Source organism: Hymenobacter properus, from assembly GCF_015694735.1.
Lineage (GTDB): Bacteria > Bacteroidota > Bacteroidia > Cytophagales > Hymenobacteraceae > Hymenobacter > Hymenobacter properus.
This window is the reverse complement of the sequence record NZ_JADQDP010000001.1, coordinates 42,374-65,441: the sequence shown is the minus strand read 5'-3', so window position 1 is coordinate 65,441 and position 23,068 is coordinate 42,374. Positions and strand designations below refer to the sequence as shown.

Here is a 23,068-nt window from a genome sequence, read left to right as displayed (position 1 = left end):
ATTCGCTCTTCTGCTGCCCACGCAACCAGTGCGCCCACCCAGCGCCTTTAGCTCCCAACTGTGTCGTCATGAACCAACCCCTTACCTCCCTCCTGCTCGTGGGCGTGCTAACCGCCGCGACGCCCGTCGCCCACGCCCAAAAGGCCTCACCCGAAACCGCCGCCGTGCAGCAAACCGTCACCGCCTTTTTCGACGGCATGCGGCGCGGCGACAGCACCATGGTACGCCGCACGCTTGCGCCGGGCGCTGTATTCCACGGTTTCGGTGGCAAGCCCGGGCAGCCGCCCAAGCTGGAAATTGAAAGCATCAACGGCTTCCTGAAGGCTGTGGGCACGCCCCACGCCGAGGTGTGGGATGAGCGGGTGCAGTTCGAGCACACGCTCGTCGATGCCAACCTGGCCAGCGTGTGGGCGCCATACGAGTTCTACCTCGGCAGCAAATTCAGCCACTGCGGCTACGACTCGTTTCAGCTGGTGAAGCTGGCCGATGGCTGGAAAATTGCGCACATCATCGACACAAGGCGCAAGGAGAAGTGCAAGTAGTACTTAGCTTTCGTGGATAGATAATTTCCTGCAAATGATAAGTAGACATCCCAAATGGTCGATACCAAGCGCGAAGCTTATGGCCTCTTCATCTGGCAGTGAAGTGCTATAGCTCAAATCATCTATTCGATATTCAAGCTTGCTTCGCTTCTCTTTTTGCAGAACGCTGCGAATACGCTGGTCAAAGAGGGCCACTTCCTCCCCATTTATAATGCCTGAGAATATCAATTGAAAGCGCATTGTAGGCTGCTTATCAATTGCGTACCTCGAAACGCTGATTATCAGCCGAGCAGCATGATGGACAAAAGCAAACTCCTCAACAGTGGCATCGTGCAGGTTGGGAAGCGGTTGCTTTTTCATTACCTGAATCAGAGAAAAGCCTAAACTCCTGCCGGCTCCCCTACTTCCTTCTCAATCCACTTCCCGTCCTCACGCATGAGTTCGATGAGTTCATCCACGGCGGCTTCCTCGGGCACCGATTTCTTGATGACTTCCTGGCCGCGGTAGAGGGAAATTTTGCCCTTGCCCACGCCCACGTAGCCGTAGTCGGCGTCGGCCATCTCGCCGGGGCCGTTCACGATGCAGCCCATGATGCCGATTTTGATACCCTTGAGGTGGTCGGTGCGCTTGCGAATCATGGCCGTGGTTTCCTGCAGGTCGAACAGGGTGCGGCCGCAGCTGGGGCAACTGATGTATTCGGTTTTGCTCATGCGGGTGCGCGCCGCCTGCAGGATGCCGAACGAGAGTTGGTTGAGCATGTCCATATCGCGCAGCCAGTCCTCCTGGGGCCGGTCAACGGGCAGTAGGCGGGCGCCCAGCACCACGCCGTCGCCCAGGCCATCAATGAGCAGGCCACCTACGTCGGTGGCCGCATCGAGCTGGGTTTTCTCGACCGACTGCGGGCCGTAGAACCGCGCGATGATGACCGGGCAGGTCACGCCGTTATTAATCAGCTCAAAGAAGGCCCGGCGCAGGTCAGGCATGGCGTGGGCGTTGTGGGTTTCGAGCACCAGCACCACCGTGCGGTCGGGGCGCAGGAAGTCGAGCAGGCGCTTGTCCAGCGCATTGGGCTCCACCATCAGGAAATTCAGCTGCGGGTGGCGGGCCGCCGGCGTGTCCTCCAAATAAGAACCGGCCGTCATCAGCGGGTAATGGTCGAGGCGCCGGCCGGCGTCTTTCCAGGCCGTGAAGGTCACCACTTCCTTCAGGCCATTGGGCAGCATGTAGGGCACTGGCCGCTCACCAGTGTAGATATAATCAGCCCCGAGGTCCGACATCTGAAACTTGTCGAGAAACGGCGAATACAGGTGCCCGGCAGCGCGCAGGTCGGCATACTCGCGGCGCGGCAGGCGCGACAAATCCGACACCACGCGCGGTACGTTCAGTCCGCCGAAATTGGCCACTTCGTGCGTGATGCGGCGGTGGTACTGGAAAGGGTCGATGGGTTCCTCGCCCACCAGCGGCCGGATGGGCTGGGCTACGGCGGCGCGGCCGGTGTAGCGGTCAATCAGCATGCGGGCCACCGGCGCTTCGGCCTCAGGAGCTTCGGTAAGGCTCACGCGCACAGTATCGCCCAGGCCGTCTTCGAGCAGTGTTCCGATGCCCACGGCGCTCTTAATGCGGCCGTCTTCGGCCTCACCGGCTTCGGTCACGCCCAGGTGCAGCGGGTAGGGCTGCAGGCCTTCTTCGTCGAGCTTCTGCACCAGCAGGCGGTAAGCCTGCACCATCACCTGGGTGTTGCTGGCCTTCATGCTCAGCACCACGTCGTAGTAATTCTCTTCCTCGCAGAGGCGCAGAAACTCCAGTGCCGACTCCACCATGCCCAGCGGCGTATCGCCGTAGCGGCTCAGAATCCGGTCGCTCAGGGAGCCGTGGTTGGTGCCGATGCGCATGGCAGTGCCGTACTGCTTGCAAATCTTCACCAGCGGCCGGAACCGCTCCCTGATGCGCTCCACCTCGGCCGCGTAGGTGGCGTCGGTGTATTCAATCTCCTCAAATTTCTTTTTGTCGGCGTAGTTGCCGGGGTTCACGCGCACCTTCTCCACGATACGGGCGGCCAGTTCGGCGGCGTTGGGCGTGAAGTGAATGTCGGCCACCAGCGGCACGTTGCAGCCGCGGGCGCGCAGCTGCTTCTTGATTTCCAGCAGGTTTTGGGCCTCCTTCATGCTCGGCGCGGTGATGCGCACGTACTCGCAGCCGGCCTCCACCATGCGCAGCGTCTGCTCCACCGAGCCCAGCGTGTCCATGGTGTCCACGGTGGTCATGCTTTGCACGCGGATGGGGAAATCGCCGCCCATGGGCACGCCGCCCACATTTACTACGCGGGCTACGCGACGCTTGTACTCGGTCAGGCTGGGGCAATACGTCTTATTCATGAGCGAAAAACCAGGTGAAACCGGCGAAAGTTGCGCCGTAGCACAAAGGTAAACCCACAGCGGGTGGCTGCTAAACAATGCCGATGTGCGCAACCCGCTACGGATAGCCAAGGCTGGGGTAGCCGGGAGTGCACTTGCCAGGTCAACGACCTAGTGCTGGCATTGCTCAAACCATTCAGTACTGAGAAGCGCGACTGTTGTTCAGCTTAATTATTTATAAGGTTAGCTGCCAACCCCAGCCACACAAAGCAGGTATATGTTCCTGAACCTTTCCACATCATTAAACTACTATATTTCAGGAACATGAACGAAGAAAATAAACTTAGCCGGCGCGAGGTCATCAGCGGGCTGGGCGCTGGTCTGGCAGTGGCAGCTGTGGCCCCGGTGCTGTCGGCTCAGGGCGCAGAGGCGCCCGCCGCAGCCCCGGACCCGATGGTCAATCCAATGACTAAATACCCCAAGCCGCCGTTCAAAGGGCAGTCGCAGCCCTGGCCCGGCCTGGCCAGCCAAATGGACCCGCGCCCCGACCACGGTGAAAAAAGCTACAAGGGCTCAGGCCGACTGCAGGGCCGCAAAGCGCTTATAACCGGCGGTGACTCCGGTATGGGCCGCGCCGCCGCCATTGCCTACGCCCGCGAAGGCGCCGACGTGGCCATCAACTACCTGCCCGCCGAGGAGGCCGATGCCAAAGAAGTCATTGCCCTGATAAAAGCCGAAGGCCGCAAGGGCATCGCCATTCCCGGCGACCTGCGCGAGGAGGCGTTTTGCCAGCGGCTGGTGGCCGAAGCCGTGCGCCAGCTTGGCGGGCTCGACATTGTGGTGAACAACGCCGCGCGCCAGCAGCAGCGCCAGTCCATCCTGGAGCTCACCAGCGCTGACTTCGATGCCACCATGAAAACTAACATCTACGCGCCGTTCTGGATTATCAAAGCCGCGCTGCCCCACCTGCCACCCGGCGCCTCCATCATCGGCACAGCTTCGGAGCAAGCCTACGACCCCTCCCCCAACCTCTACGACTACGCCCAAACCAAAGCGGCCACGATGAATTACGTGAAATCTTTGGCCAAGCAGCTCGCCCCCAAAGGCATTCGCGTGAATGGCGTGGCCCCCGGCCCCATTTGGACGCCGCTGCAGGTAAGCGGCGGCTCAACGCAGGAAAACCTGAAAGAATTCGGTGCCAAAACGCCCATGGGCCGGCCCGGCCAGCCGGCCGAGTTGGCGTCAATCTACGTGCAGCTGGCGGCCAACGACGCCAGCTACACCACGGGCCATATTTACGGTGCTGCGGGCGGTGGCGGCCAGCCGTAAGGCGCCGACGCTCCGCCCTGTTAGATATCTCATGCAACCTCCCACAAACCACGGCTGTTTGTGGGAGGTATCTTTTTATTGAGCATGAAGATTCTTAGACTAACAGCCTTCTCAGTGGGCATTTTCCTCTCTGCCCCTGCTTTGGCCCAACACGTGGCCGTCGTCAAGTTTCCGGAGCTGCAGAAGCGACTGGCGCGACCCACCGACACCACCTACGTGGTGAATTTCTGGGCCACCTGGTGCGCGCCCTGCGTGAAGGAGTTGCCCGGCTTTGAGCAGCTGAGGGCGGCCAATTCCAGCAAAAAAGTGAAGGTGCTGCTGGTCAGCATGGATTATGCCTCGCAGCTTGACAAGAAGGTGAAACCCTTTGTGAAACAGCGCGGGCTGAAATCGGAAGTGCTGCTGCTGAACGAGCCGGACCCCAATACGTGGATGGACAAGCTTGATGCGAAATGGTCGGGCGCGCTGCCGTTCACGCTCATTGTCAATAACAAGAGCCAGCAGCGCGTTACATTTGAGCAGGAGCTTTCGCCGGCGGAGTTGACTGCCGCCTTGCAGAAATTCCCGAAATAGGTATTTTCAATCTTCACCTTTTACAGTCAATGCTCATGAAAAAGCTCCTGCCCTACTTCACGCTCTGTTTCGCCCTGTTGCTAAGCAGCTTCATTGCCCGCCCCGCTGCCGATGGCTACAAAGTGGGCGACAAAGCCACCGACTTCAAGCTCAAAAACATCGATGGCAAAATGGTGTCGCTAGCCGACAACAAGGCTGCTAAGGGCTACATCGTGGTATTTACCTGCAACACCTGCCCCTTTGCCAAAGCATACGAAAGCCGCATCATTGACCTGAACACCAAGTACGCCCCCAAAGGCTACCCCGTGGTGGCCATCAACCCCAACGACCCGGCCGTGGCCCCCGGCGACTCCTACGCCGACATGCAGAAAAAGAAGTACGCCTTCCCCTACCTGGTCGATGAGTCGCAGCAGGTGGCCAAGACCTATGGTGCCACCCGCACGCCCCACCTCTACGTTCTCACCCGCCAGGGCAACGACTTTGTGGTAAGCTACATCGGCGCCATTGATGACAACTCCGAGGACGCTTCGCTGGTGAAAACGAAGTACGTGGAAAACGCCCTGACCGAAATCCTGGCCGGCAAACCCGCCACCACTAATTCGACCAAAGCCATCGGCTGCACCATCAAGTGGAAGCGGGCGTAAGCGGATAGGTAACCAGACCCGTACAAGCAGAACGTCATGCCGAGCGTAGCTGAGGCATCTCGCGTGCAATAGCAAATCCTGACGATTGGATTGCTAACCCGCTCGAGATGCCTCGGCTATGCTCGGCATGACGTTCTTTTTTTTTGCCCTAAACTTCCAGCACAATCTTCCCAATGTGCGCGCTGCTTTCCATCAAACGATGCGCGGCCGCAACTTCGGCCAGCGGGAAAGTTTTGTAGATAACCGGCCGGAATTTCCCCGCCGCAATCAGCGGCCACACGTGCTTTTCCACCTCCACCGCCAACGCCGCTTTAAAATCGGCCGAACGCGGGCGCAGCGTGCTGCCCGTGATGCTCAGTCGGCGCCGCATGACATCCATGGCGTTGAATTCGCCCTTGCCGCCCTGCATGGCATTCACGAACACCAGGCGTCCGTCGTCTTTCAGCAGGCGCAGGTTTTTGGCCGTGTAGTCGCCGCCAATCATGTCCAGGATGACGTCGACACCTTCCTCGTTGAGCACTTGCTCGAAGTCTTCGGCTTTGTAATTAATGGCCCAGTCGGCGCCTAGCTCGCGGCAGGCGCTGCACTTCGTTTCGTCGCCGGCCGTGGCGGCCACCCGGCTGCCCAACGCCCGTGCCAGTTGAATGGCCGTGGTGCCAATACCGCTGCTGCCGCCGTGCACCAGCAGCGTCTCGCCCGGCTGCAGGGCTCCGCGCTGAAACACGTTGTGCCACACCGTAAATACAGTTTCGGGCAGCGCAGCAGCTTCCACCATGCTCAGCCCGGTCGGCACAGGCAGGCAATGGCGGGCGTCGACTGCCGTGTATTCGGCGTACCCACCGGCGGGCAGCAGGGCGCATACGGCGTCGCCGGGCTGCCAGCGAGTGACCTCCGCGCCACAGGCTGCCACAGTCCCAGCTATTTCCAAGCCGGGCACCATGCCGGCCACGTCGCCGCTGCCCGCATATTTGCCCTGGCGCATGAGCACATCGGGCCGGTTTACGCCGGCGGCTTGTATGCAGACCAATACCTCGTGCGCCTCCGTCTGGGGCATTGGTTGCTCTTTTAGCTCCAGCACCTCAGGGCCGCCGGCTTGTAGGATAACAATGGCTTTCATTGGGAATGTTGAAAGGGCGCTTCTTACCTGATTGCGCAGCTCCTTGCTAACGAAAAACGGCTCAGAAGAGCCGTCTTGTCACTTAAAAAGCAAGTTTTGCCGGTGCAACTATTTGCCCACCTGCGCTTTTAGCTCTTTCAGTTCGCGCTCCAAATCCAGCGTGCGGAACATTACCTTAGCCTCCAAATCGGAATAAGCGGCTTCCAACTGCTCACGCATCTGACGCTGCTCCTGAATGTCGGTGCAGGTGCCAAACCAGGCGATGATATGGCCGTCGTCGCCCCGGCGCGGCAGCGCCTGGCCCAGAAACCACCGGTAGTTACCATCACGCCCTTTGAAGCGGTATTCGATGTTGTAGTCGTCGCCGGTGGCCAGCGAGTGGCCCCACACCTCGCGGGCGCGGGCGCGGTCGTCGGGGTGCAGCAGGTTGTTCCACATATCGGGACCCACGCTGCCCGCCAGGTCGTAGCCGGTATAGTTAATCCAACGCTGGTTGAAATAGGTATGAAAGCCCGTCGGGTCCGTTATCCAGACCAATTGCGGAATCATATCGGCCAGAAACGTAAACTGCTCGGGCCCCACCAGGCCTTGCGCCGCGTCGGCAGGCAACGGAGTGACGGATGACGAATTATCCACGAACGAAAATGAATTGAAGGTTCGAAAAGAAAAATCAGGCGCGGTCGAGTTGCATTTCCATGCCCGACGCAAAATACAGGTTCAACTGGCTGTGCAAGCCGTCGGCAGAGCGGCGCAGGCGCGTCACCAGCGCCCGGGTGGCCTCATTGGGCAGTTCGAAGCTTAGGTACGGCCGATTCAGAATCTCATCGCGCATCACGGCCCATTGGCCGGTCTGGCTGGGGCCAGGCGGAATGGGCTGCGTTTCTAGCTGGCCAGGCGACAGCACCAGCCGCGCCGCCCGCGCCAGCGGGCTGCTGGGGTCATTGTGGTTTAGCACACGGTTGGCCACCTGCCACTCGCCGCCGAAGTATTCATCGGGCAACTGTTGTAAATTTATATCCAGCAGCAAGTCTGACATAAGCAGTAAAAAGATGCCTAAAGGGCAGCAACTTAACAAGCAATACGGCTCCAGGTTATCAAGTAGGATGCCAAACGCGATTTTTAATGGTTTTTTAATTAATCGCGTCTTAATCGCGCCGCGGCGCTCACTGCCGGGCTTAACCCAAATTGCGCCCCTCGCGTTCCTATCAAGCAACAAATAAGCAGGCAGCGCCGACTGCTGCACCACATGAAAAAACCCCGCTTTCTTCCCACGCTCTTGGGCGCGGCCCGTGTTACCGGCCTGGCCGCCTGGCAAACCGGCCGCCTGTTTCGACAACTGGCCGCTCGGGCCCTCGACAGCGTGCAGGACGTGCTGCGGGCTGAAGTCGAGAAAGGCAACCTAAAGCTGGTGGCCGATTTCCTGGCCGACAAAGCCCTTCCGGCTGCCCGCGTGCTCCTGCTGGAGCAAATGACGACACGCCTCTTATTGCGCCTGGGGCTGCGCGGTGCCCTGGCGTCGAACGTGGTGGGCTGGGTGCTGCCCTTCGTCATCGAAAAGCTAATTGTGGCCGGCCACAAAAGCGGTTTGTTCGACAAGCTTAAAGCCAATCCGACCGTGAGCGAAGCCCTCGATAAGCTCGACGAGCTGCGTAGTGCCACCTGGCGCATGCTGGTGCCCGACCCCGGCAGCAGCGCCGAGGTGGTGGATGAGGACAGCGACATCCAGGCACCGCGGTTGCCGTTGCTACTCGGGCCCTCCTCATCCACCAAAATTGCGAAGTAACCAAACTCCCCGGCACACGTATCAGGCCGTATTCCAACTACCCGCAATCGTTTGCGGCCGACGGCCAAAAAAAGGCGCCTCACGGAGGCACCTCTTTAAAAACCGGGGCGCGGCGAGAATTCCCACCCAACACCGGACCCGATTCCGTCCGTCAGGAACTACCGGCTGAACAACAGTTCGCGGTACTTCACCAGCGGCCAGTCCTCGTCGGCCACCATCTGTTCGAGCTTGTCTACGGCGCGGCGGATGGGGTCGAATTTCGGTTTTACTTGTTCGCAGTACGTCACCGCGAGTTCGCGGGCGTCTCCGATTTTATTGGCTTGCTTGCGGGCCTCCGTCATGGCGTCGGCCGTGGTTTTAATAGTGGCTACATGGCGCGAAATGGCTTTAATCATGTCCACGGTCACTTGGCTGTACTCATCGTCGAGGCCAAGTTCGCGCAAACCGCGCACATTATTGATAAGTTTGGTCTGGTATTGTAACGCAGTTGGGATGATATGGTTGATAGCCAGGTCGCCCAGCACGCGGCTTTCAATCTGAATTTTTTTCATGTACTCCTCCAGCAGGATTTCGTGGCGGGCATGAAGCTCGACTTGGGAGAAGATGCCGTGGCGGGCAAAAAGTTCCTCCGCGTCTTCGCGAACAAAGGCATCCAGGGCCTGCGGGGTGGTGGCAATGTTGTTCAGGCCGCGGCGGGCAGCCTCTTCTTTCCACTCGTCGGAATAGCCATTGCCTTCGAAACGGATGTTTTTAGAAGAGATGACGTACTCGCGGAGCACCTCCACGATGGCCACTTCCTTCTTCTTGCCTTGGTCAATCAGCGCGTCTACCGATGCTTTAAAATCGATGAGCTGGTCAGCCACAATCGTGTTGAGCACCGTCATGGCCGAAGAGCAGTTGGCCGAGGAGCCCACGGCGCGCAGCTCGAACTTGTTGCCGGTGAAGGCAAAGGGCGAAGTGCGGTTGCGGTCTGTGTTGTCGAGCAGGATGGGCGGAATCTTATCGATGCCCAGCTTGAGGTAGATGTTGTCGCCTTTGTCGAGCGGCAGCTTGGCGGTGCGCTCCAGTTCGTCGAGCACCGAGTCCAGCATTGAGCCCACGAACACCGACATGATGGCCGGCGGGGCCTCGTTGGCACCCAAGCGGTGGTCGTTGCTGGCCGAGGCAATGCTGGCGCGCAGCAGGTCGGCGTAGCGGTGCACCGCCTTGATGGTGGTGATGAAGAAGGCCAGGAATTGCAGGTTCTCCTTGGGCCGGCGGCCGGGCGCGAGCAGGTTCACGCCGGTGTCGGTGCTCATCGCCCAGTTGTTGTGCTTGCCGCTGCCGTTCACGCCGGCGAAAGGCTTCTCGTGCAGCAGCACTTTGAAGTTGTGGCGCTCAGCTACGCGGTCCATCACGTCCATCAGCAGCTGGTTGTGGTCCACGGCCAGGTTGGCGTCCTCGAAGGTGGGGGCGCACTCAAACTGGTTGGGGGCCACTTCGTTGTGACGGGTGCGCAGCGGAATGCCGAGCAGGTTGGCCTCCTCTTCAAATTCCAGCATGAAGCCGTGCACACGGGCCGGAATCGAGCCGAAGTAATGGTCGTCGAGCTGCTGGCCTTTGGCCGGTGTGTGGCCGAACAGGGTGCGGCCGGTCATCACCAGGTCGGGACGGGCGTCGTACAACGCCTTGTCAACTAGGAAATACTCCTGCTCGATGCCCAGCGTGGTGTTAACGCGGCTAACATCTTTGTCGAAGTACTGGCAAACCTCCACGGCGGCCTTCTCCAGCACGCCCAGCGACTTCAGCAGCGGTGCTTTGTAGTCGAGCGCCTCGCCGGTGTAGGCCACGAAGATGGTGGGGATGCAAAGCGTTTTGGCGCCTACCGTCTCAATGATGAAGGCGGGCGAAGTGGGGTCCCAGGCGGTGTAACCGCGGGCCTCGAAGGTATTGCGGATGCCGCCGTTGGGGAACGACGAGGCATCGGGCTCCTGCTGCACGAGGGCCGAGCCCTTGAAGTTCTCAATCGGCCGGCCGTCGGAGTTGAGGTCGAAGAAGGAGTCGTGCTTTTCGGCGGTGGCACCGGTCAGAGGCTGAAACCAGTGGGTGTAGTGCGTGGCGCCCTTGGCCATGGCCCAGGTTTTCATGGCCGAGGCCACGGCGTCGGCCACGTTGCGCTCCACGGTAGCGCCCTGCTTGATGGCAGCTTGCAGCTTCTTGAAATAGTCGCCGGGCATGGTAGCCCGCATGGCTTCCAGGTTGAACACGTTTTGCCCGTAGCTATCGGAGCGGCGGGCGGCAGCGGGCACCACGGTAATGGGGTGGCGCTGATTAACGAGTTCGAGGGCTTTAAAGCGAAGGGTGGCCATAAACAAAAGTACCGACGAGGACTGGTGACTAGGTGAGGTGTAATTTCTGGGGCAAAGATAAAGCAAGAATCGTTTTTTACGGCGCCTCCCCCTAAAAATTGGGGGCTTTACCATAAAAAAGCACTCATTTTTAGCATGACCCCATCGTAACTACATCAATCTTATGGTATCACCTATCGAAAAGCAACGGTTTGCCTTCAGAAGCTTTATAAAGCCGGCTGCACCCAAAGGCTATCTTTGTTGCGTGAAAAACCGCTTTGCGTTTCAGCCGCGCTACTTTTTGTTCTGGCTGCTTTTTTTCGGATTGGGCCGGGCGCTGTTTCTGGGCTACGAGTATGCTGCCGCAAAGCAGCTTTCGTTTGGCACAATGGCAGCCACGTTCGGGTACGGGTTGCGGCTAGATGCATCAGCGGCGGCCTACGTGTGTTTGCTACCCTTTGTGCTGTTTATAGTGGGCAGTCTTGTGCCCCGGCTGCCCTTGCGCGGGCTGATTAATGCTTACTCGGGCGCAATTGGAGCTTTGCTGGTTCTACTGATAATTATTGACCTGGAGCTGTACCGGGCCTGGGGCTTTCGACTCGACGACACGCCGCTGCAATACCTGAACTCGCCCGCTGAGATGGCCGCCTCGGCGGGCAGTGCGCCGGTGCTGCTATTACTGGCGTTGCTGGCTGGGTTTGGCGCGGGCAGCTGGTGGCTGTATAAAGCAGTAGTAGGCCGGATGCCGGCGCTGCCGCCGTGGTTTGGGCGCGGGCGGGCAGCGCTGGCCAGTTTGCTGTACGCGGCGCTGCTGGTGGTGCCGCTGCGGGGCGGCACGCAGCAAATTCCGATAAACCAAAGCGACGTGTACTTCTCGCGCATCCCTTTCGCTAATCACGCGGCACTTAATGCGCCCTGGAACCTGATGAGTGCCCTGGTGCTGCGGGCCGAGGAAAAGCCCCTCGCACCCTTCATGGCCGACAGCACGGCCCGGCGGCTGGTGGCAGGCCTGTACCCTAGGGCTGTGGGTGCGGCGGCGCCCCCAGATACGTCCGCCGCGGTGCTGACGACTTCGCGGCCGAATGTGCTGTTTATCATCCTCGAAAGCTTCACGGCCAAGCTAGTGGGTAGTGTGGGCGGCGAAAAAGGCGTCACGCCCAACCTCGACAGCCTGGCGCGCACGGGTGTACTATTCGATAGCGTTTACGCGGCCGGCGACCGCAGCCAGAAGGGCCTTGTGTCGCTGCTGTCGGGCTACCCTAACCAGCCTACAACCAGTATCATCAAGTTTCCGCGCAAAACGGAGAGCTTGCCGCACCTGTGCCGCACGCTGGCCACGGCAGGCTACAGCTCCAGCTACTACTATGGTGGCGAGCTGGCTTTTGCCAACATGAAGAGCTACCTCCAAACGGCCGGCTACGAACACCTGACCGAGCGCGCCGATTTTGCCGCCGCCGACCAAAATAGCAAGTGGGGCGCGCACGACGGCGTTCTGTTCAACCGCGTGCTAGCAGACTTGGCCCGGCAGCGGCAGCCCTTTTTTGTCACAGCTTTCACCCTGAGCAGCCACGAGCCATTCGACGTGCCGATGAAAACTCGGTTTCCGGGCAAGGCGGAGGAAGACTTGTTTCGCAATTCGGTGTTTTATACCGACTACGCGTTGGGAGAATTTCTGAAAAAAGCCAAGCAACAGCCCTGGTACGCCAATACCCTCTTGGTACTCGTGGCCGACCATGGCCACATCTTACCCGGCAATTCGTCTAACCAGAGTCCGGAAAAGTTTCACATTCCGCTGCTGCTGGCCGGGGGCGCCCTCCAGCCCGAAAGCCGGGGCCGGGTGGTAAGCACCATCGGCTCGCAGACGGATGTGGCGGCCACGTTGCTGCACCAGTTGCGCCTGCCCGCTGCCGATTTTGTGTGGAGCCGCGACTTGCTTGCGCCGAAAGCTGTGCCGTTTGCTTTCTATACGTTTAATAACGGGTTCGGAACGGTGTCGCCGGCCGGAATAGTGACCTTCGACAACGTGGGCCGCAACACCTGGGAGCGCGACGCTACCGTGCCCGATGCCCAGGTACGCCTCGGCCAGGCACTGGAGCAAGTTTCGCTGGAAGACTTTGCTCGCCGCTAGGGCAAAGGCCAGGCGGCGCATTTTGGCCCCCGGCCGTACCTTTGCGCCTGCTATGCCTACCCCTCAATCCGTTGCCTTTTATACCCTCGGCTGCAAGCTGAACTTTTCCGAAACGTCGGCCATCGGCCGGCAGTTTGAAGAAAAGGGCTTTGCCAAAGTCGCTTTCGAAGCCGGCGCCGACCTATACGTTATCAATACCTGCTCCGTGACCGACCACGCCGACCGCAAGTGCCGGAAGGTGGTGCAGCAGGCCCTCAAGCACAACCCCGATGCCTTTGTGGCCATCGTGGGCTGCTACGCCCAGCTTAAGCCGCAGGAAATCTCGGAAATTCCCGGGGTGAGCGCCGTGCTCGGCGCCGCCGAGAAGTTCCAGTTGGTCGATATACTGGCGGATTTCAAGAAGCCGGCCGCCGGGCAGCCCGGCGCGGTGCACGCCTCCCCCATCTCGGAAGCCACCGAGTTTGTAGCGGCGCATTCATTCGGCGACCGTACCCGCACCTTCCTCAAGGTACAGGACGGCTGCGACTATTCCTGCTCGTTCTGCACCATTCCGTTGGCGCGGGGCGGCAGCCGCTCAGGCAGCGTGGCCAGCGTGGTAGAGCGCGTAGAAAAGCTGGCCGAAACCGGCGTGAAGGAAATCGTGCTCACTGGCGTCAACCTCGGCGACTTCGGCCTGCAAGGCCCCGAGCGGGAGCGCCGCGAAGACTTCACCCAACTGGTGCAGGCGCTGGACAAGGTGAGCGGCATCCGCCGCTTCCGCATCAGCAGCTGCGAACCGAACTTGCTGACCGACGGCATTCTGAGCACAGTGGCTGCTTCGGAGCGTTTTATGCCTCACTTCCACATTCCCCTGCAAAGCGGCTCGGATAAGATACTAGGCCTGATGCGCCGCCGCTACCGCCGGGCCCTCTACGCCCAACGCGTAGCCCGCATCAAGGAGCTAATGCCGCACGCCTGCATTGGGGTGGATGTGATTGTGGGCTTTCCGGGCGAAACCGACGCCGACTTTCTCGATACCTACAACTTCCTGAATGAACTGCCCATTTCCTACCTGCACGTGTTCCCCTACTCGGAGCGGCCCGATACGCTGGCACCCAGCCTACCCGGCCGCGTGCAGGACCGGGTGCGCCACGAACGCACCACGCAGCTGCGCAGCCTATCGGAGAAGAAGAAACGTTTCTTCTACGAGCAGCACCTGGGCCTCGAAACCGACGTGTTGTTCGAGGACGACGTGACCGATGGCCGCATGGAAGGCTTCACCCCCAACTATATCCGCGTGGCCGCCAAGTACGACCCGCTACTGGTCGGCGAGATGAAAACCCTACGTCTCACGGCGGTGAATGCGCTGGGGCTGATGGAGGCTGAGGAAGTGGGTATTTTAGTCTGAACCACGGATTCATCCGGATTTTTCGGATTGCATGGATTTTGAGAACGATTATTTCGCTCTGTTTCCTACAAAAAAGGCCGCTCTGAGAGCGGCCTTTCTTCTTTTCAATAATCCGTTTGCATGCCTTGCGCACCGGCTAAAAAATCCGTGCAATCCGAGAAATCCGGACGAATCTGTGGTTCAGACCATTGCTTGGCGGGCCATGGCGAGCATCTCGCGCAGCATCTGCTGTTGTTCTAACAAGTGTTGGTTGCGCAATTCGGCCATTGCCAGTTGGTGCTGCATGTGTTGGGCATGCAATGCGGCCGAGATATAAGCTTCGGGGTTGGGGGCAGCGTATGGCGCAGCAGCGGGGACAGCAGCTGGCATTGGCTGCGCACTGGCGGCAGCCGCTACCGGAGGTGCTGCAATAACCGGCTCCTCCGGATGAGCAACGGGCGGCAGTGAACTGGCTTTCGTTTCAACGGAGGGAGTTTCAGCAGCGGCTGGGGGTGCAATAGGCTGCGGTGCGGGCTCATTCAGCACGGGTGCAGCGGTGCGGGCGGGCTGTTGGGCCGCTGCAGCCAAAACCAGCGTAGCGGTAATTTCTTCCGGCTGCAACTGCGTGCTGGTGGCCCCAGAGCCAGCGCGACGGGTGCTGCGGACCTCGATATCCGAAAGGTCGATGGGCTCCAGGGGGGACTCGGGCGCTGGGAGCGCGGAACGGGGCGCGGGCTTGGCGATGGGCTCACCGCCCACCAGCATAGGGCCGCGGCCGAGCAGCAGCCAATCTCTTGAGACATTTGGGTAGACCTCGAAGACCTTGCACAGCAAGTCGTAGCCTGGCTTGTTGCGGCCGTCGATGAGGTGCTGCACCACGCTGGCGGTTTTTCCCAGCGATATGGCGAAGCTGTTTTTCGTTAGTCCAAACTGTTGAATAAGCTGGGCAAAACGCCGGTCAATGGTTTCGGAAGCGGGAATGGCCACCATGCTTGCACAAATGAGGTTTGCGCAAATGTATAAAAACCGGCGTTGTTATTTGGTTTTGGGCTTTTTCGCAGCCGCAGCTTTAGCTAGAGGCACCAACAGGCCGCGCGGGTGAATGCGTGCAAAAGGAAACGTGTAAACGGGGTCGGGCAAAAACGGAATGTCTATGCGGCTCATGCCTACGTTGTGATACAACAACAGGGCGTGGTCATCCAGCGCGAAATCGGCGGTTTTAAGCCAGTATTGCTCGTCCAAAGCACTTGCGGCCGAAGTGTCGGCAAGAATCGGCTTCTGCTTAACCATGTTCCAATCCTCAAACCCGTAGAGCTGTGCCACATGCGCGATGACGTCCGAGTCACCGTAAACGGCCGCTACATCGGCCAATTCAGCCTTTAGGCGGCGGTTTATGGCCCAATCCATCCGCTGGGCTAACTGCGCCGGTGGGTCGGCCACGAGGTCGCCCAACGTCAGCCGTTTGCCCGTGCGCAGGTCGAAGGTTAGGTGTTCGGCGGCGAGTTCAGTGAGGCCGTTATTATCCCTGGTAAATTCGACCGACAGCAAATAGCCCTGGTTCAACAGCACAGTATAATCAGTGCCGGTGTAGCCAAGGCCACCGGCCATCCACGTCTTCGATTCCTGGTCGTAGCAACATTCCAGAAGTGTCTGCCGCAGTTGCTGCCGCGGGCTGGCCGTCGAATCCACGCTGCCAGTGTAATCGACGCACTGCCGCAGCAACTGCCGGTTGATGCGCCGTGCAACGACCGCATTCGGCAAGCGTACTCGCGGCATTCGGAAACGTTCGTAACGGTCGCTGGTCACCGTATACACCTGGGCCATGCTGCCCGGTACCGGTTGCGCCCGCAAGGCCGGGGCCAGTAGAAACAAACCAAATAGCAGCGTTTTCATTTGGAAGCAAGACCTCTGCCCTACTCGTAGCGCAACGAATCAATGGGGTCGAGCGCCGCGGCCTTGCTGGCCGGGTAGTAGCCCGACGACAGCCCCACACCCACGCAGATGAGCAGGCCCAGCATCATCCAGCCCCAGGGCACGTAGAAAGACTCGGAGCCGATGAGTTTGGCCACACCGTTGCCACCCAGCACACCCAGCACGATACCCAACGTGCCGCCCAGCAGGCAAATCACAATGGCTTCAATCAGAAACTGCTGGCGGATTTGCAGGGCCGTGGCGCCCAGCGCCTTGCGAATCCCAATTTCGCGGGTGCGCTCCGTGACGGACACCAGCATGATGTTCATGAGGGCGATGCTGGCGCCCAGCAGCGTGATAAAGGCCATGACGCTGCCGCCGGCCTTCACCTTGCCGGAAATGGAGTCCAGGTCGGCCGCCAACGACTCGCTGCTTTCTACCGTGAAGCTGTCTTCCTGGCCCAGGCGGTCGTGGCGCACGGCGCGCATCTTGCCCGTAGCCTGGCCCATGAGGTAAGCCAGTGTGCCGGGCTTGTCGGTCGCAGTTTTGATGTCGAAGGTGAGGGCGCGCTGGCGAGGCATCTGGTTGCCGGTTTCGAGGGGCAGCAGGGCCAGGCGGTCGGCCCCGCCGCCGCCCATGCCGCTGCCGCTTTTTTCGAGCAGGCCCACTATCAGAAAACGGCGGCCTAAGGCCGACACATACTGGCCCACAGGGCTTTGCTTGGGAAACAGCTTCTGCTTGATTTCGTCGCCCACCACCATCACGTTAGCCCCGCTATTAAGCTCGGTTTGGGAGAAGATGCGGCCCTCGCTGAGGTTGTAGCCCTGAATTTTCAGGTAGTTCTCATCGCCGGCAATTACCTGCATGTTGGGGTTGGTTTTGATGCCATTGGCTTTCATTTCGGCCGCGCCCGAGATAAAAGCCGAGACGCCCACTTGGGCGTCGTCGCCCATGGCTTTTTTATAGAGTTTGGCTTGTAGATAATCGATGGGCGGGTACTGCTTGCCCTTCACGCCCCCACGCTGGAAGCGGTTGGTGTAGCCCTTGGCGTGCAGCTCGAAGGAGTTGGCCCCCAGGCTGGCAAAGGTTTCGGACAGCGCGTTTTTCATCGCGTCGATGCTGGTGAGAATGCCCACCAGCGCAAATAGCCCGATGCTCAGAATCAGGGCCGTGAGGACGGTGCGCAGCAGGTTGGCGCGGATGGAGCGAAAGGCTTCGCGGACGTTTTCGAGGGGACTCATGGCGAGTTTTTGCAGAAGGTTTGGGGAACCTGTCATCCTGAGCGCAGCGAAGGACCTTCTCACCAACGAACGAAACCGTTCTCACTTAAGAAGGTCCTTCGCTGCGCTCAGGATGACAGACCTTGCAGGGAATGACAAGCGGTGCCAATACCGATAACCGGCAACGGCAACGCCCAAAGTTCGGCGGCCGGCGCTTAACTTGAACCACTGCCGCCGCAACCTCGTTGCTCAGACGCGTTTCTTTTGCTAAAATCTTATGCTGTTCAAGCGTTTTTTATTGCTGTTGCTGCTGGCCGCGCCGCTGGCTGCCCGCGCCAACCACGTGCTCATCCCGATGGACAACACCCAGAAGGAGTGCCTGAAGGCCTACGGCGTGGCCTTCTGGCTGCTGCAGCGCGAGGTGCCCGTCGACTGGCTGCTGAACTACCGGGGCGGCGCCTTCGCTTTCGAAACCAGTTCGGCGGCCGAAAACGAGTTGGCCGTGCGCGGCGTATCGTTCCAGGTTATCAGCGAGGCGCAGTACACCGGCATTCTGCAGGAAATAGCCGACCCCAACGCCAACATGGACGTGATGAAGCTTGAGAAGGTGCCCAAAATTGCGGTGTACACGCCCAAGGGCAAGCAGCCCTGGGACGACGCCGTTACCATGGTACTCACCTACGCCGAAATCCCTTACACGCAGCTCTACGACGACGAAGTACTAAAGGGCGAGCTGCCTAAATACGATTGGCTGCACCTGCACCACGAAGACTTCACCGGCGAGTACGGCAAGTTTTACGCCTCCTACCGCAACTACCCCTGGTACCAGCAGCAGGTGCGCGACGCCGAAGCCGCCGCTAAGCGCAACGGCTTCAATAAAGTCAGCGTGATGAAGGGCGCCGTAGCCACCAAGATGCAGGAGTTCATTGCCGGGGGCGGCTTTTTGTTTGCCATGTGCTCGGCTACCGACTCCTACGACATCGCCCTGGCGGGCCTGGGCATCGACATGGTGGAAAGCATGTACGACGGCGACCCGGCCGACCCGGCCGCCCAATCCAAGCTCAACTTCAACCGCTGCCTGGCCTTCCAGAACTTTCAGCTGGAGCGCAATCCCTTCCAATACGAGTACTCCAACATCGACATGCAGCCCAGCGAGCGGGGCCTGGGCGAGCAGAACGACTACTTCCAGCTCTTCACCTACTCGGCCAAGTACGACCCGGTGCCCACCATGCTCACGCAGGACCACGAGAAAACCATCCACGGCTTCATGGGTCAAACTACGGCCTTCCGGAAGAGCCTGATTAAGTCGGATGTGATTGTGATGGGCGAAACCAAGCAGACCGGCGAGGCGCGCTACATCCACGGCACCCTGGGCAAGGGCACCTGGACGTTTTACGGCGGCCACGACCCTGAAGACTACCAGCACCTCGTGGGCGAAGAACCCACCGACCTGGCCCTGCACCCCAACTCGCCCGGCTACCGGCTCATCCTAAACAACATCCTCTTCCCCGCCGCGAAGAAGAAGAAACAGAAAACCTAAGCCGGCCCAGGAACTGGTTATAGAGGCCCGCGCGGCGGCGTAGGGCGGCCGTGGGCCGCTATGCGCCGCCGTTTCTATTTTTGCAGGCTCGTGCTTTTGGTTTCCATTTTCACTTATTGTATGCCGCGTCCTTTACGCTTTTCCCAACGTTACTTGTTGTTGCTCGGCCTTGCCCTTTTCCCGCTGTTGACGGGCCTGGTGGCCTGCTCGAAAAAGAATTCGCCCGACCCCGCAAGCGTGGTGGGTGCCGTGGAAGGCACTGTCGCCCCGGCCGGCAGCATCAACCTGGTCCTGCTGGCGGCTCCTGGGGCCAGTAGCAGTCAGGCCGCGCAGCCCGATGGCAACGGCCATTTCAAGTTTGACAATGTAAATGCGGGCAATTACGAAGTTTCGTTCCGCGAAAACTCCGGCTACCTCCCGCCCAGCCCCCGCGCCGTAACCGTAACGGCCGGCACCACGGCCTCGGTGGGCACTATTGCCGTTTCTGGCAGCACAGGCGCCGTGGAAGGCACCGTGACGCCCGTCAACAGCATTTACTTGGTGGTGCTCACGACGCCTGGCAGTACCAACGGTCCCGCCACCACACCGGACGTGAACGGCTACTTCAAATTCAACAATGTGGCGGCTGGCACCTACAACGTATCGTTTCGCGAGAACTCCGGTTACGTGCAGCCCAGCCCCCGCACCGTGACGGTCACGACCGGGGCCACGGCCTCGGTGGGCACCATTACGGTGAGCCCGACAGGTCCGACCTCTGCCTCGCTACGCGGCACTGTGAGCTGGAGCCGGAGCGGCACTAACTACAACAGCAGCACGGTCGGGGGCTCGGTGAGCCTGACCAACGGTGCCCCCAGCAGCTTCTCGCTGCTGGCCACTTCACAAAATGGCAATATTGCCGAAATTATGGGGCTCAACCTGCCCTATTTCAGCGCCACGCCCACCCTCTCCGCCTCGAAAATGTGATGCTCAGCGGCAACGCCACGTATGTGCGTAGCTCGGGAGGTATCCCCTATGGTTCTTACGGTACCAGTGGCTACGCGGGCTTGCTGGGCACCGTCACCGTAACGGCCGTGAACACCACGGCCCGCACCATCACGGGCACCTTCGGCTTCACCGCCTACGACCCGCGCGGGTCTGCCATCCTGGGTACCGACCGCGTGGACATCTCCAACGGCGCGTTCAACCTGAGCTACTAGCTCCGGCGCGGCTGTTCGCCGGGTTTTTGCGACCATTCGGCTAGCCAGAGGCGGCCGCGGCGCGGAACGGCTTGAGCAAGGTTCGCATAGGTGTTAACTTTCAGCACCTTTCCCCTAGCCTTCCCGAATATCGTGCGTCTGAAGTTTGTTCTGACTTTGCTGCTGGGCCTGACTACTCTTGGTGCCCAAGCCCAGGCCCCTGCCCTTCCGGTCGCCGATTCTGTAGCGCATTCAACGCGGCCCGCTCACGGCACGCGGGCGGCACTGCTGCGCGTGGCCGTGCCTTCGGTGCTCATTGGCGTGGGCGTGCTGGCCCACAGCCCCAAGGTGAACCAGACGCTGTGCCAGGCCAAGCAGGATTTTCAGGCCGAAACGCAGGAGATGTTTCGCGGCTTCAACGCCTACGGCATCGACGATTACACCCGGCACGTGCCCCTGGCCATGGCCTACGGCATGATGGCCACTGGCCACCGTGGCGAACGCACCGCCGTGGGCTTCACCCTGATTTACCTGGTGGCACACGAGCTCGACGAGGGCGTGGTGAGCCACCTCAAGCGCTACACCGCCGAGCCCCGCCCTTACAATCCACAGGAGCTAACCTCCTTCCCGTCGTCGCACACCTCGCAGGCCTTCCTCACGGCTACGCTGCTGCACGAGCAATACGGCCGGCAGTACCCTTGGCTGAGCGTGAGTGGCTACGCCGTGGCTACCGCCACGGGCGCGATGCGCGTGCTCGGCAACAAGCACTGGGCCACCGACGTGCTGGCCGGCGCCGCCATCGGCTTTCTTTCGGCCGAAACCGTGTGGCACGCCTACCCTGCCCTCACCAAGCTGCTGCCGCAAAAGTTGGCGCACAAGCTGCTGCTGGTGCCCAGCTACAGCCCGGCCGGCGGCGCCGGGTTGGCGATGGGCTTGCAGCTGTAAGCTGCTTAAAGTCTTATCATCCTGAGCATTTCGCGCATAAAGCGAAGACGAAGGACCTTCTCACGGCCGAACAACTGTCGTTCAGCCATGATAAGGTCCTTCGTCTTCGCTTTATGCGCGAAATGCTCAGGATGACAGACATTTATGGAGCCGTATCCCTTGCGCAACTCTTTCATTTTGCATCATTCTGCCGCCCTGGCCCGTTAGCAGGAAAAGCTCGGCACCGCGCTTACATGCGGCGCCGCCTTAGCCCAGCCCGCATGGAGGACCTGAATCAATCAAATTACTCGCTCTCGGCCAGCCGGCCTCAGGAGGAAGCTCCCGAAGAATTTACCAACCCGCTGCCCCGCGCCGTGCTGCGCATGAACAGCCACGTGCTGCTCGATGGCGAATGGCATTTTGCCCCCGACGTGGAAGACAAGGGCCTGGAGGAAGACTGGGCCCTGGGCCATACCTACGCCCATAAGGCCCAATGGCCGGGCTCGGTGGAGGCGCACCTGGCCGAGGTGCGCGGGCATCGGGAGGGCGCGCTTTGGCACGACAAAATCGTGGTGTGGTACGAGCGGGAGTTTACCCTGCCCGAAGTAGCCGAACCCCAATCCCGCTCCCTGATTCAGCTCACCTTTGGGGCCTGTGGCTATGAAACCCGGGTGTGGCTCAACGGCCAGCCGCTGAAAACCATCGAGGGCGAGGAAACGCATTACGGCGAATACACCTCCTTCAGCTACGAGCTGGATGCCTCCATCCTGCACTTGGTGAACCGCCTCACGGTGCGCATCGAGGACACAATGGACGCTGAGACGCCACGCGGCAAGCAGGAATCGCACGTGTACAAGCGCGGCGGCATCTGGTACCAGACCTACACCGGCGCCGTGCGCAGCGTGTGGCTCGAAACCGTGGAGCGCAACCGCCTGCGCTCCCGCGTGGGCGTGGTGAGTGTGGTAGAAGACCAGCTGGTGCGCTTCAACCTGACCTTGCGCATTCACGACGCGGGCGACTACATCATCCGGATGCAGGTGTTCGACCCGCTCACGCCCGACCGCACGGCCCCGCTGGCCGAGTCGGACTTCCCGCTGCACCTCGAGCCCGGGCAGTGGCAGCAGCGCGTGGTGATGGAGCTGCCCGGCGCCGAACTGTGGAGCCCCGAGGCCCCCAACCGCTACCGCCTGCTGGCCCAGCTCATCGACCACGAGGGCTACGCTGCGCCCATCGAAACGCTGTTCGGGCTGCGCAAGATTGAGTCGCGGGGGCGCTACGTGTACCTCAACAACCAGTCCGTGTACCTCGATGGCATTCTCTACCAGCCGGGCACGGCCACCCTGGCCGAGATGCAGCGCCACATGCACGCCATGAAGGCGCTGGGCTGCAACTTGGTGCGCGTGCACATTGCCGGCGTCGACCCGCGCATCTACAATCTGGCCGACGAACTGGGCCTGCTGCTGTGGGTGGAAGTGCCCAGCCCGCACAGCTCCACGGCGCGCTCGCGCGAAAACCATCGCGCCGAGCTGCTGCGCCTCGTCACGCTCAGCGAAACGCATCCCAGCATCGTCATCTGGAGCCTTTACAACGAAGACTGGGGCGCCCAGGACATTGCCACCAACCCCGAAACCCGCCAGTACATCATCGAAACCTACCACTTCATGCAGATTGCCTATCCGCAGTTTCTGGTGGTGGATAACGACGGCTGGCACCACGTGTCGTACACCGGCCGCCTGAAATCGGACCTGCTCACGGCCCACCTCTATACGCCCGACCTGGAGCGCTGGAAAGAGCTGCTCGACCGCTTGGTGGGCGGCGAGATGGAAGGCACCGCGGCCTTCCCGCTGGTGGTGGGCGACCCGTTCTTCTACCGCCGCCAGGTGCCGCTGATTGTGAGCGAGTGGGGCGGCTTCGGCTTCTCCGACTACGGCGGCCCGGCCGATGCCGAGGCGCGCACCAACAGCATCCGCGCCTTCAAGCAGGAGCTGCGCCAGCGCCCCATCGCCGGCGACGTGTATACCCAGGCCACCAACATCGAAGACGAGCGCAACGGGCTCATCGACCCGCAAACCGGCGAGCTTAGCGTGCCCGAAGGCCTGCTGGCCTCGCGGCTGATGCAGCGGCTGGATTAGGAA

Annotated in this window: 21 protein-coding genes; 12 read left to right on the top strand and 9 right to left on the bottom strand. The window is 60.6% G+C overall.

Going from position 1 to position 23,068, the window contains the following annotated elements; genetic code table 11:
• Nucleotides 1-68: 68 nt before the first annotated feature.
• Complete coding sequence (locus I2I01_RS00320; RefSeq protein WP_196284432.1) at nucleotides 69-542, top strand: nuclear transport factor 2 family protein; 474 nt, start codon at nucleotides 69-71, stop codon at nucleotides 540-542.
• A 3-nt stretch (nucleotides 543-545) separates the two neighbouring features.
• On the opposite strand, the gene I2I01_RS00315 is transcribed toward I2I01_RS00320, so the two are convergent.
• Both I2I01_RS00315 and ispG read right to left on the bottom strand, forming a co-directional pair.
• Nucleotides 546-902, bottom strand: coding sequence for a hypothetical protein (locus I2I01_RS00315; RefSeq protein WP_196284431.1), 357 nt, complete (start codon nucleotides 900-902; stop codon nucleotides 546-548).
• A gap of 20 nt (nucleotides 903-922) precedes the next feature.
• A complete protein-coding gene (gene ispG / locus I2I01_RS00310) occupies nucleotides 923-2,917 on the bottom strand; it encodes a (E)-4-hydroxy-3-methylbut-2-enyl-diphosphate synthase (protein WP_196284430.1) in 1,995 nt (664 codons plus the stop codon).
• Nucleotides 2,918-3,220: 303 nt separating this feature from the next.
• Here ispG and I2I01_RS00305 point away from each other — a divergent pair, with 303 nt between their 5' ends.
• The 3 genes from I2I01_RS00305 (at nucleotide 3,221) to I2I01_RS00295 (ending at nucleotide 5,442) form a co-directional block, all read left to right on the top strand.
• Complete coding sequence (locus I2I01_RS00305) at nucleotides 3,221-4,225, top strand: SDR family oxidoreductase (RefSeq protein ID WP_196284429.1); 1,005 nt, start codon at nucleotides 3,221-3,223, stop codon at nucleotides 4,223-4,225.
• A gap of 141 nt (nucleotides 4,226-4,366) precedes the next feature.
• Nucleotides 4,367-4,798 carry a TlpA disulfide reductase family protein gene (locus I2I01_RS00300; RefSeq protein ID WP_211537739.1) on the top strand — a complete coding sequence of 144 codons (432 nt, stop codon included), beginning with the start codon at nucleotides 4,367-4,369 and terminating at the stop codon, nucleotides 4,796-4,798.
• A gap of 35 nt (nucleotides 4,799-4,833) precedes the next feature.
• On the top strand, nucleotides 4,834-5,442 hold the full coding sequence (locus I2I01_RS00295; RefSeq protein ID WP_196284427.1) for a thioredoxin family protein: 609 nt from the start codon (nucleotides 4,834-4,836) through the stop codon (nucleotides 5,440-5,442).
• 148 nt (nucleotides 5,443-5,590) lie between these two features.
• Here the strand turns inward: I2I01_RS00295 and I2I01_RS00290 are convergent, their stop codons facing one another.
• The 3 genes from I2I01_RS00290 to I2I01_RS00280 all read right to left on the bottom strand — a co-directional run bounded on the left by I2I01_RS00290 (nucleotide 5,591) and on the right by I2I01_RS00280 (nucleotide 7,595).
• Complete coding sequence (locus I2I01_RS00290) at nucleotides 5,591-6,559, bottom strand: NAD(P)H-quinone oxidoreductase (protein ID WP_196284426.1); 969 nt, start codon at nucleotides 6,557-6,559, stop codon at nucleotides 5,591-5,593.
• 108 nt (nucleotides 6,560-6,667) lie between these two features.
• Nucleotides 6,668-7,195 (bottom strand): PAS domain-containing protein, encoded by a 528-nt coding sequence (locus I2I01_RS00285; RefSeq protein ID WP_196284425.1) that lies wholly within the window; start codon nucleotides 7,193-7,195, stop codon nucleotides 6,668-6,670.
• A gap of 34 nt (nucleotides 7,196-7,229) precedes the next feature.
• Nucleotides 7,230-7,595: a hypothetical protein gene (locus I2I01_RS00280; RefSeq protein WP_196284424.1), complete on the bottom strand. Its 366-nt coding sequence runs from the start codon at nucleotides 7,593-7,595 to the stop codon at nucleotides 7,230-7,232.
• Between the two features lie 210 nt (nucleotides 7,596-7,805).
• Here I2I01_RS00280 and I2I01_RS00275 point away from each other — a divergent pair, with 210 nt between their 5' ends.
• Nucleotides 7,806-8,342 (top strand): hypothetical protein, encoded by a 537-nt coding sequence (locus I2I01_RS00275; protein WP_196284423.1) that lies wholly within the window; start codon nucleotides 7,806-7,808, stop codon nucleotides 8,340-8,342.
• Between the two features lie 158 nt (nucleotides 8,343-8,500).
• On the opposite strand, the gene I2I01_RS00270 is transcribed toward I2I01_RS00275, so the two are convergent.
• Complete coding sequence (locus tag I2I01_RS00270; RefSeq protein ID WP_196284422.1) at nucleotides 8,501-10,690, bottom strand: glutamine synthetase III family protein; 2,190 nt, start codon at nucleotides 10,688-10,690, stop codon at nucleotides 8,501-8,503.
• A gap of 244 nt (nucleotides 10,691-10,934) precedes the next feature.
• Here I2I01_RS00270 and I2I01_RS23470 point away from each other — a divergent pair, with 244 nt between their 5' ends.
• Nucleotides 10,935-12,797, top strand: a complete 1,863-nt coding sequence (locus I2I01_RS23470) for an LTA synthase family protein (protein ID WP_196284421.1) — start codon at nucleotides 10,935-10,937, stop codon at nucleotides 12,795-12,797.
• Nucleotides 12,798-12,849: 52 nt separating this feature from the next.
• Nucleotides 12,850-14,184: a tRNA (N(6)-L-threonylcarbamoyladenosine(37)-C(2))-methylthiotransferase MtaB gene (gene mtaB / locus I2I01_RS00260; protein ID WP_196284420.1), complete on the top strand. Its 1,335-nt coding sequence runs from the start codon at nucleotides 12,850-12,852 to the stop codon at nucleotides 14,182-14,184.
• A gap of 180 nt (nucleotides 14,185-14,364) precedes the next feature.
• On the opposite strand, the gene I2I01_RS00255 is transcribed toward mtaB, so the two are convergent.
• From I2I01_RS00255 to I2I01_RS00245, 3 genes are read right to left on the bottom strand one after another with little or no spacing between them, the layout of a single operon-like run.
• Nucleotides 14,365-15,153, bottom strand: coding sequence for a helix-turn-helix transcriptional regulator (locus tag I2I01_RS00255; protein WP_196284419.1), 789 nt, complete (start codon nucleotides 15,151-15,153; stop codon nucleotides 14,365-14,367).
• Between the two features lie 45 nt (nucleotides 15,154-15,198).
• On the bottom strand, nucleotides 15,199-16,056 hold the full coding sequence (locus I2I01_RS00250) for a hypothetical protein (RefSeq protein WP_196284418.1): 858 nt from the start codon (nucleotides 16,054-16,056) through the stop codon (nucleotides 15,199-15,201).
• 20 nt (nucleotides 16,057-16,076) lie between these two features.
• Complete coding sequence (locus I2I01_RS00245) at nucleotides 16,077-17,315, bottom strand: ABC transporter permease (RefSeq protein ID WP_196284417.1); 1,239 nt, start codon at nucleotides 17,313-17,315, stop codon at nucleotides 16,077-16,079.
• A 256-nt stretch (nucleotides 17,316-17,571) separates the two neighbouring features.
• Between I2I01_RS00245 and I2I01_RS00240 the strand changes: the two genes are divergently transcribed.
• The 5 genes from I2I01_RS00240 (at nucleotide 17,572) to I2I01_RS00220 (ending at nucleotide 23,065) form a co-directional block, all read left to right on the top strand.
• On the top strand, nucleotides 17,572-18,834 hold the full coding sequence (locus tag I2I01_RS00240; protein ID WP_196284416.1) for an asparagine synthetase B: 1,263 nt from the start codon (nucleotides 17,572-17,574) through the stop codon (nucleotides 18,832-18,834).
• A 120-nt stretch (nucleotides 18,835-18,954) separates the two neighbouring features.
• Nucleotides 18,955-19,797 (top strand): carboxypeptidase regulatory-like domain-containing protein, encoded by an 843-nt coding sequence (locus I2I01_RS00235; protein WP_196284415.1) that lies wholly within the window; start codon nucleotides 18,955-18,957, stop codon nucleotides 19,795-19,797.
• A complete protein-coding gene (locus tag I2I01_RS00230) occupies nucleotides 19,797-20,030 on the top strand; it encodes a hypothetical protein (protein WP_196284414.1) in 234 nt (77 codons plus the stop codon). The genes I2I01_RS00235 and I2I01_RS00230 overlap by 1 nt, the downstream gene beginning before the upstream one ends.
• A gap of 132 nt (nucleotides 20,031-20,162) precedes the next feature.
• Nucleotides 20,163-20,954 carry a phosphatase PAP2 family protein gene (locus I2I01_RS00225; protein ID WP_196284413.1) on the top strand — a complete coding sequence of 264 codons (792 nt, stop codon included), beginning with the start codon at nucleotides 20,163-20,165 and terminating at the stop codon, nucleotides 20,952-20,954.
• Between the two features lie 233 nt (nucleotides 20,955-21,187).
• Nucleotides 21,188-23,065, top strand: a complete 1,878-nt coding sequence (locus I2I01_RS00220) for a sugar-binding domain-containing protein (RefSeq protein ID WP_211537737.1) — start codon at nucleotides 21,188-21,190, stop codon at nucleotides 23,063-23,065.
• The last annotated feature ends 3 nt before the right edge of the window (nucleotides 23,066-23,068 follow it).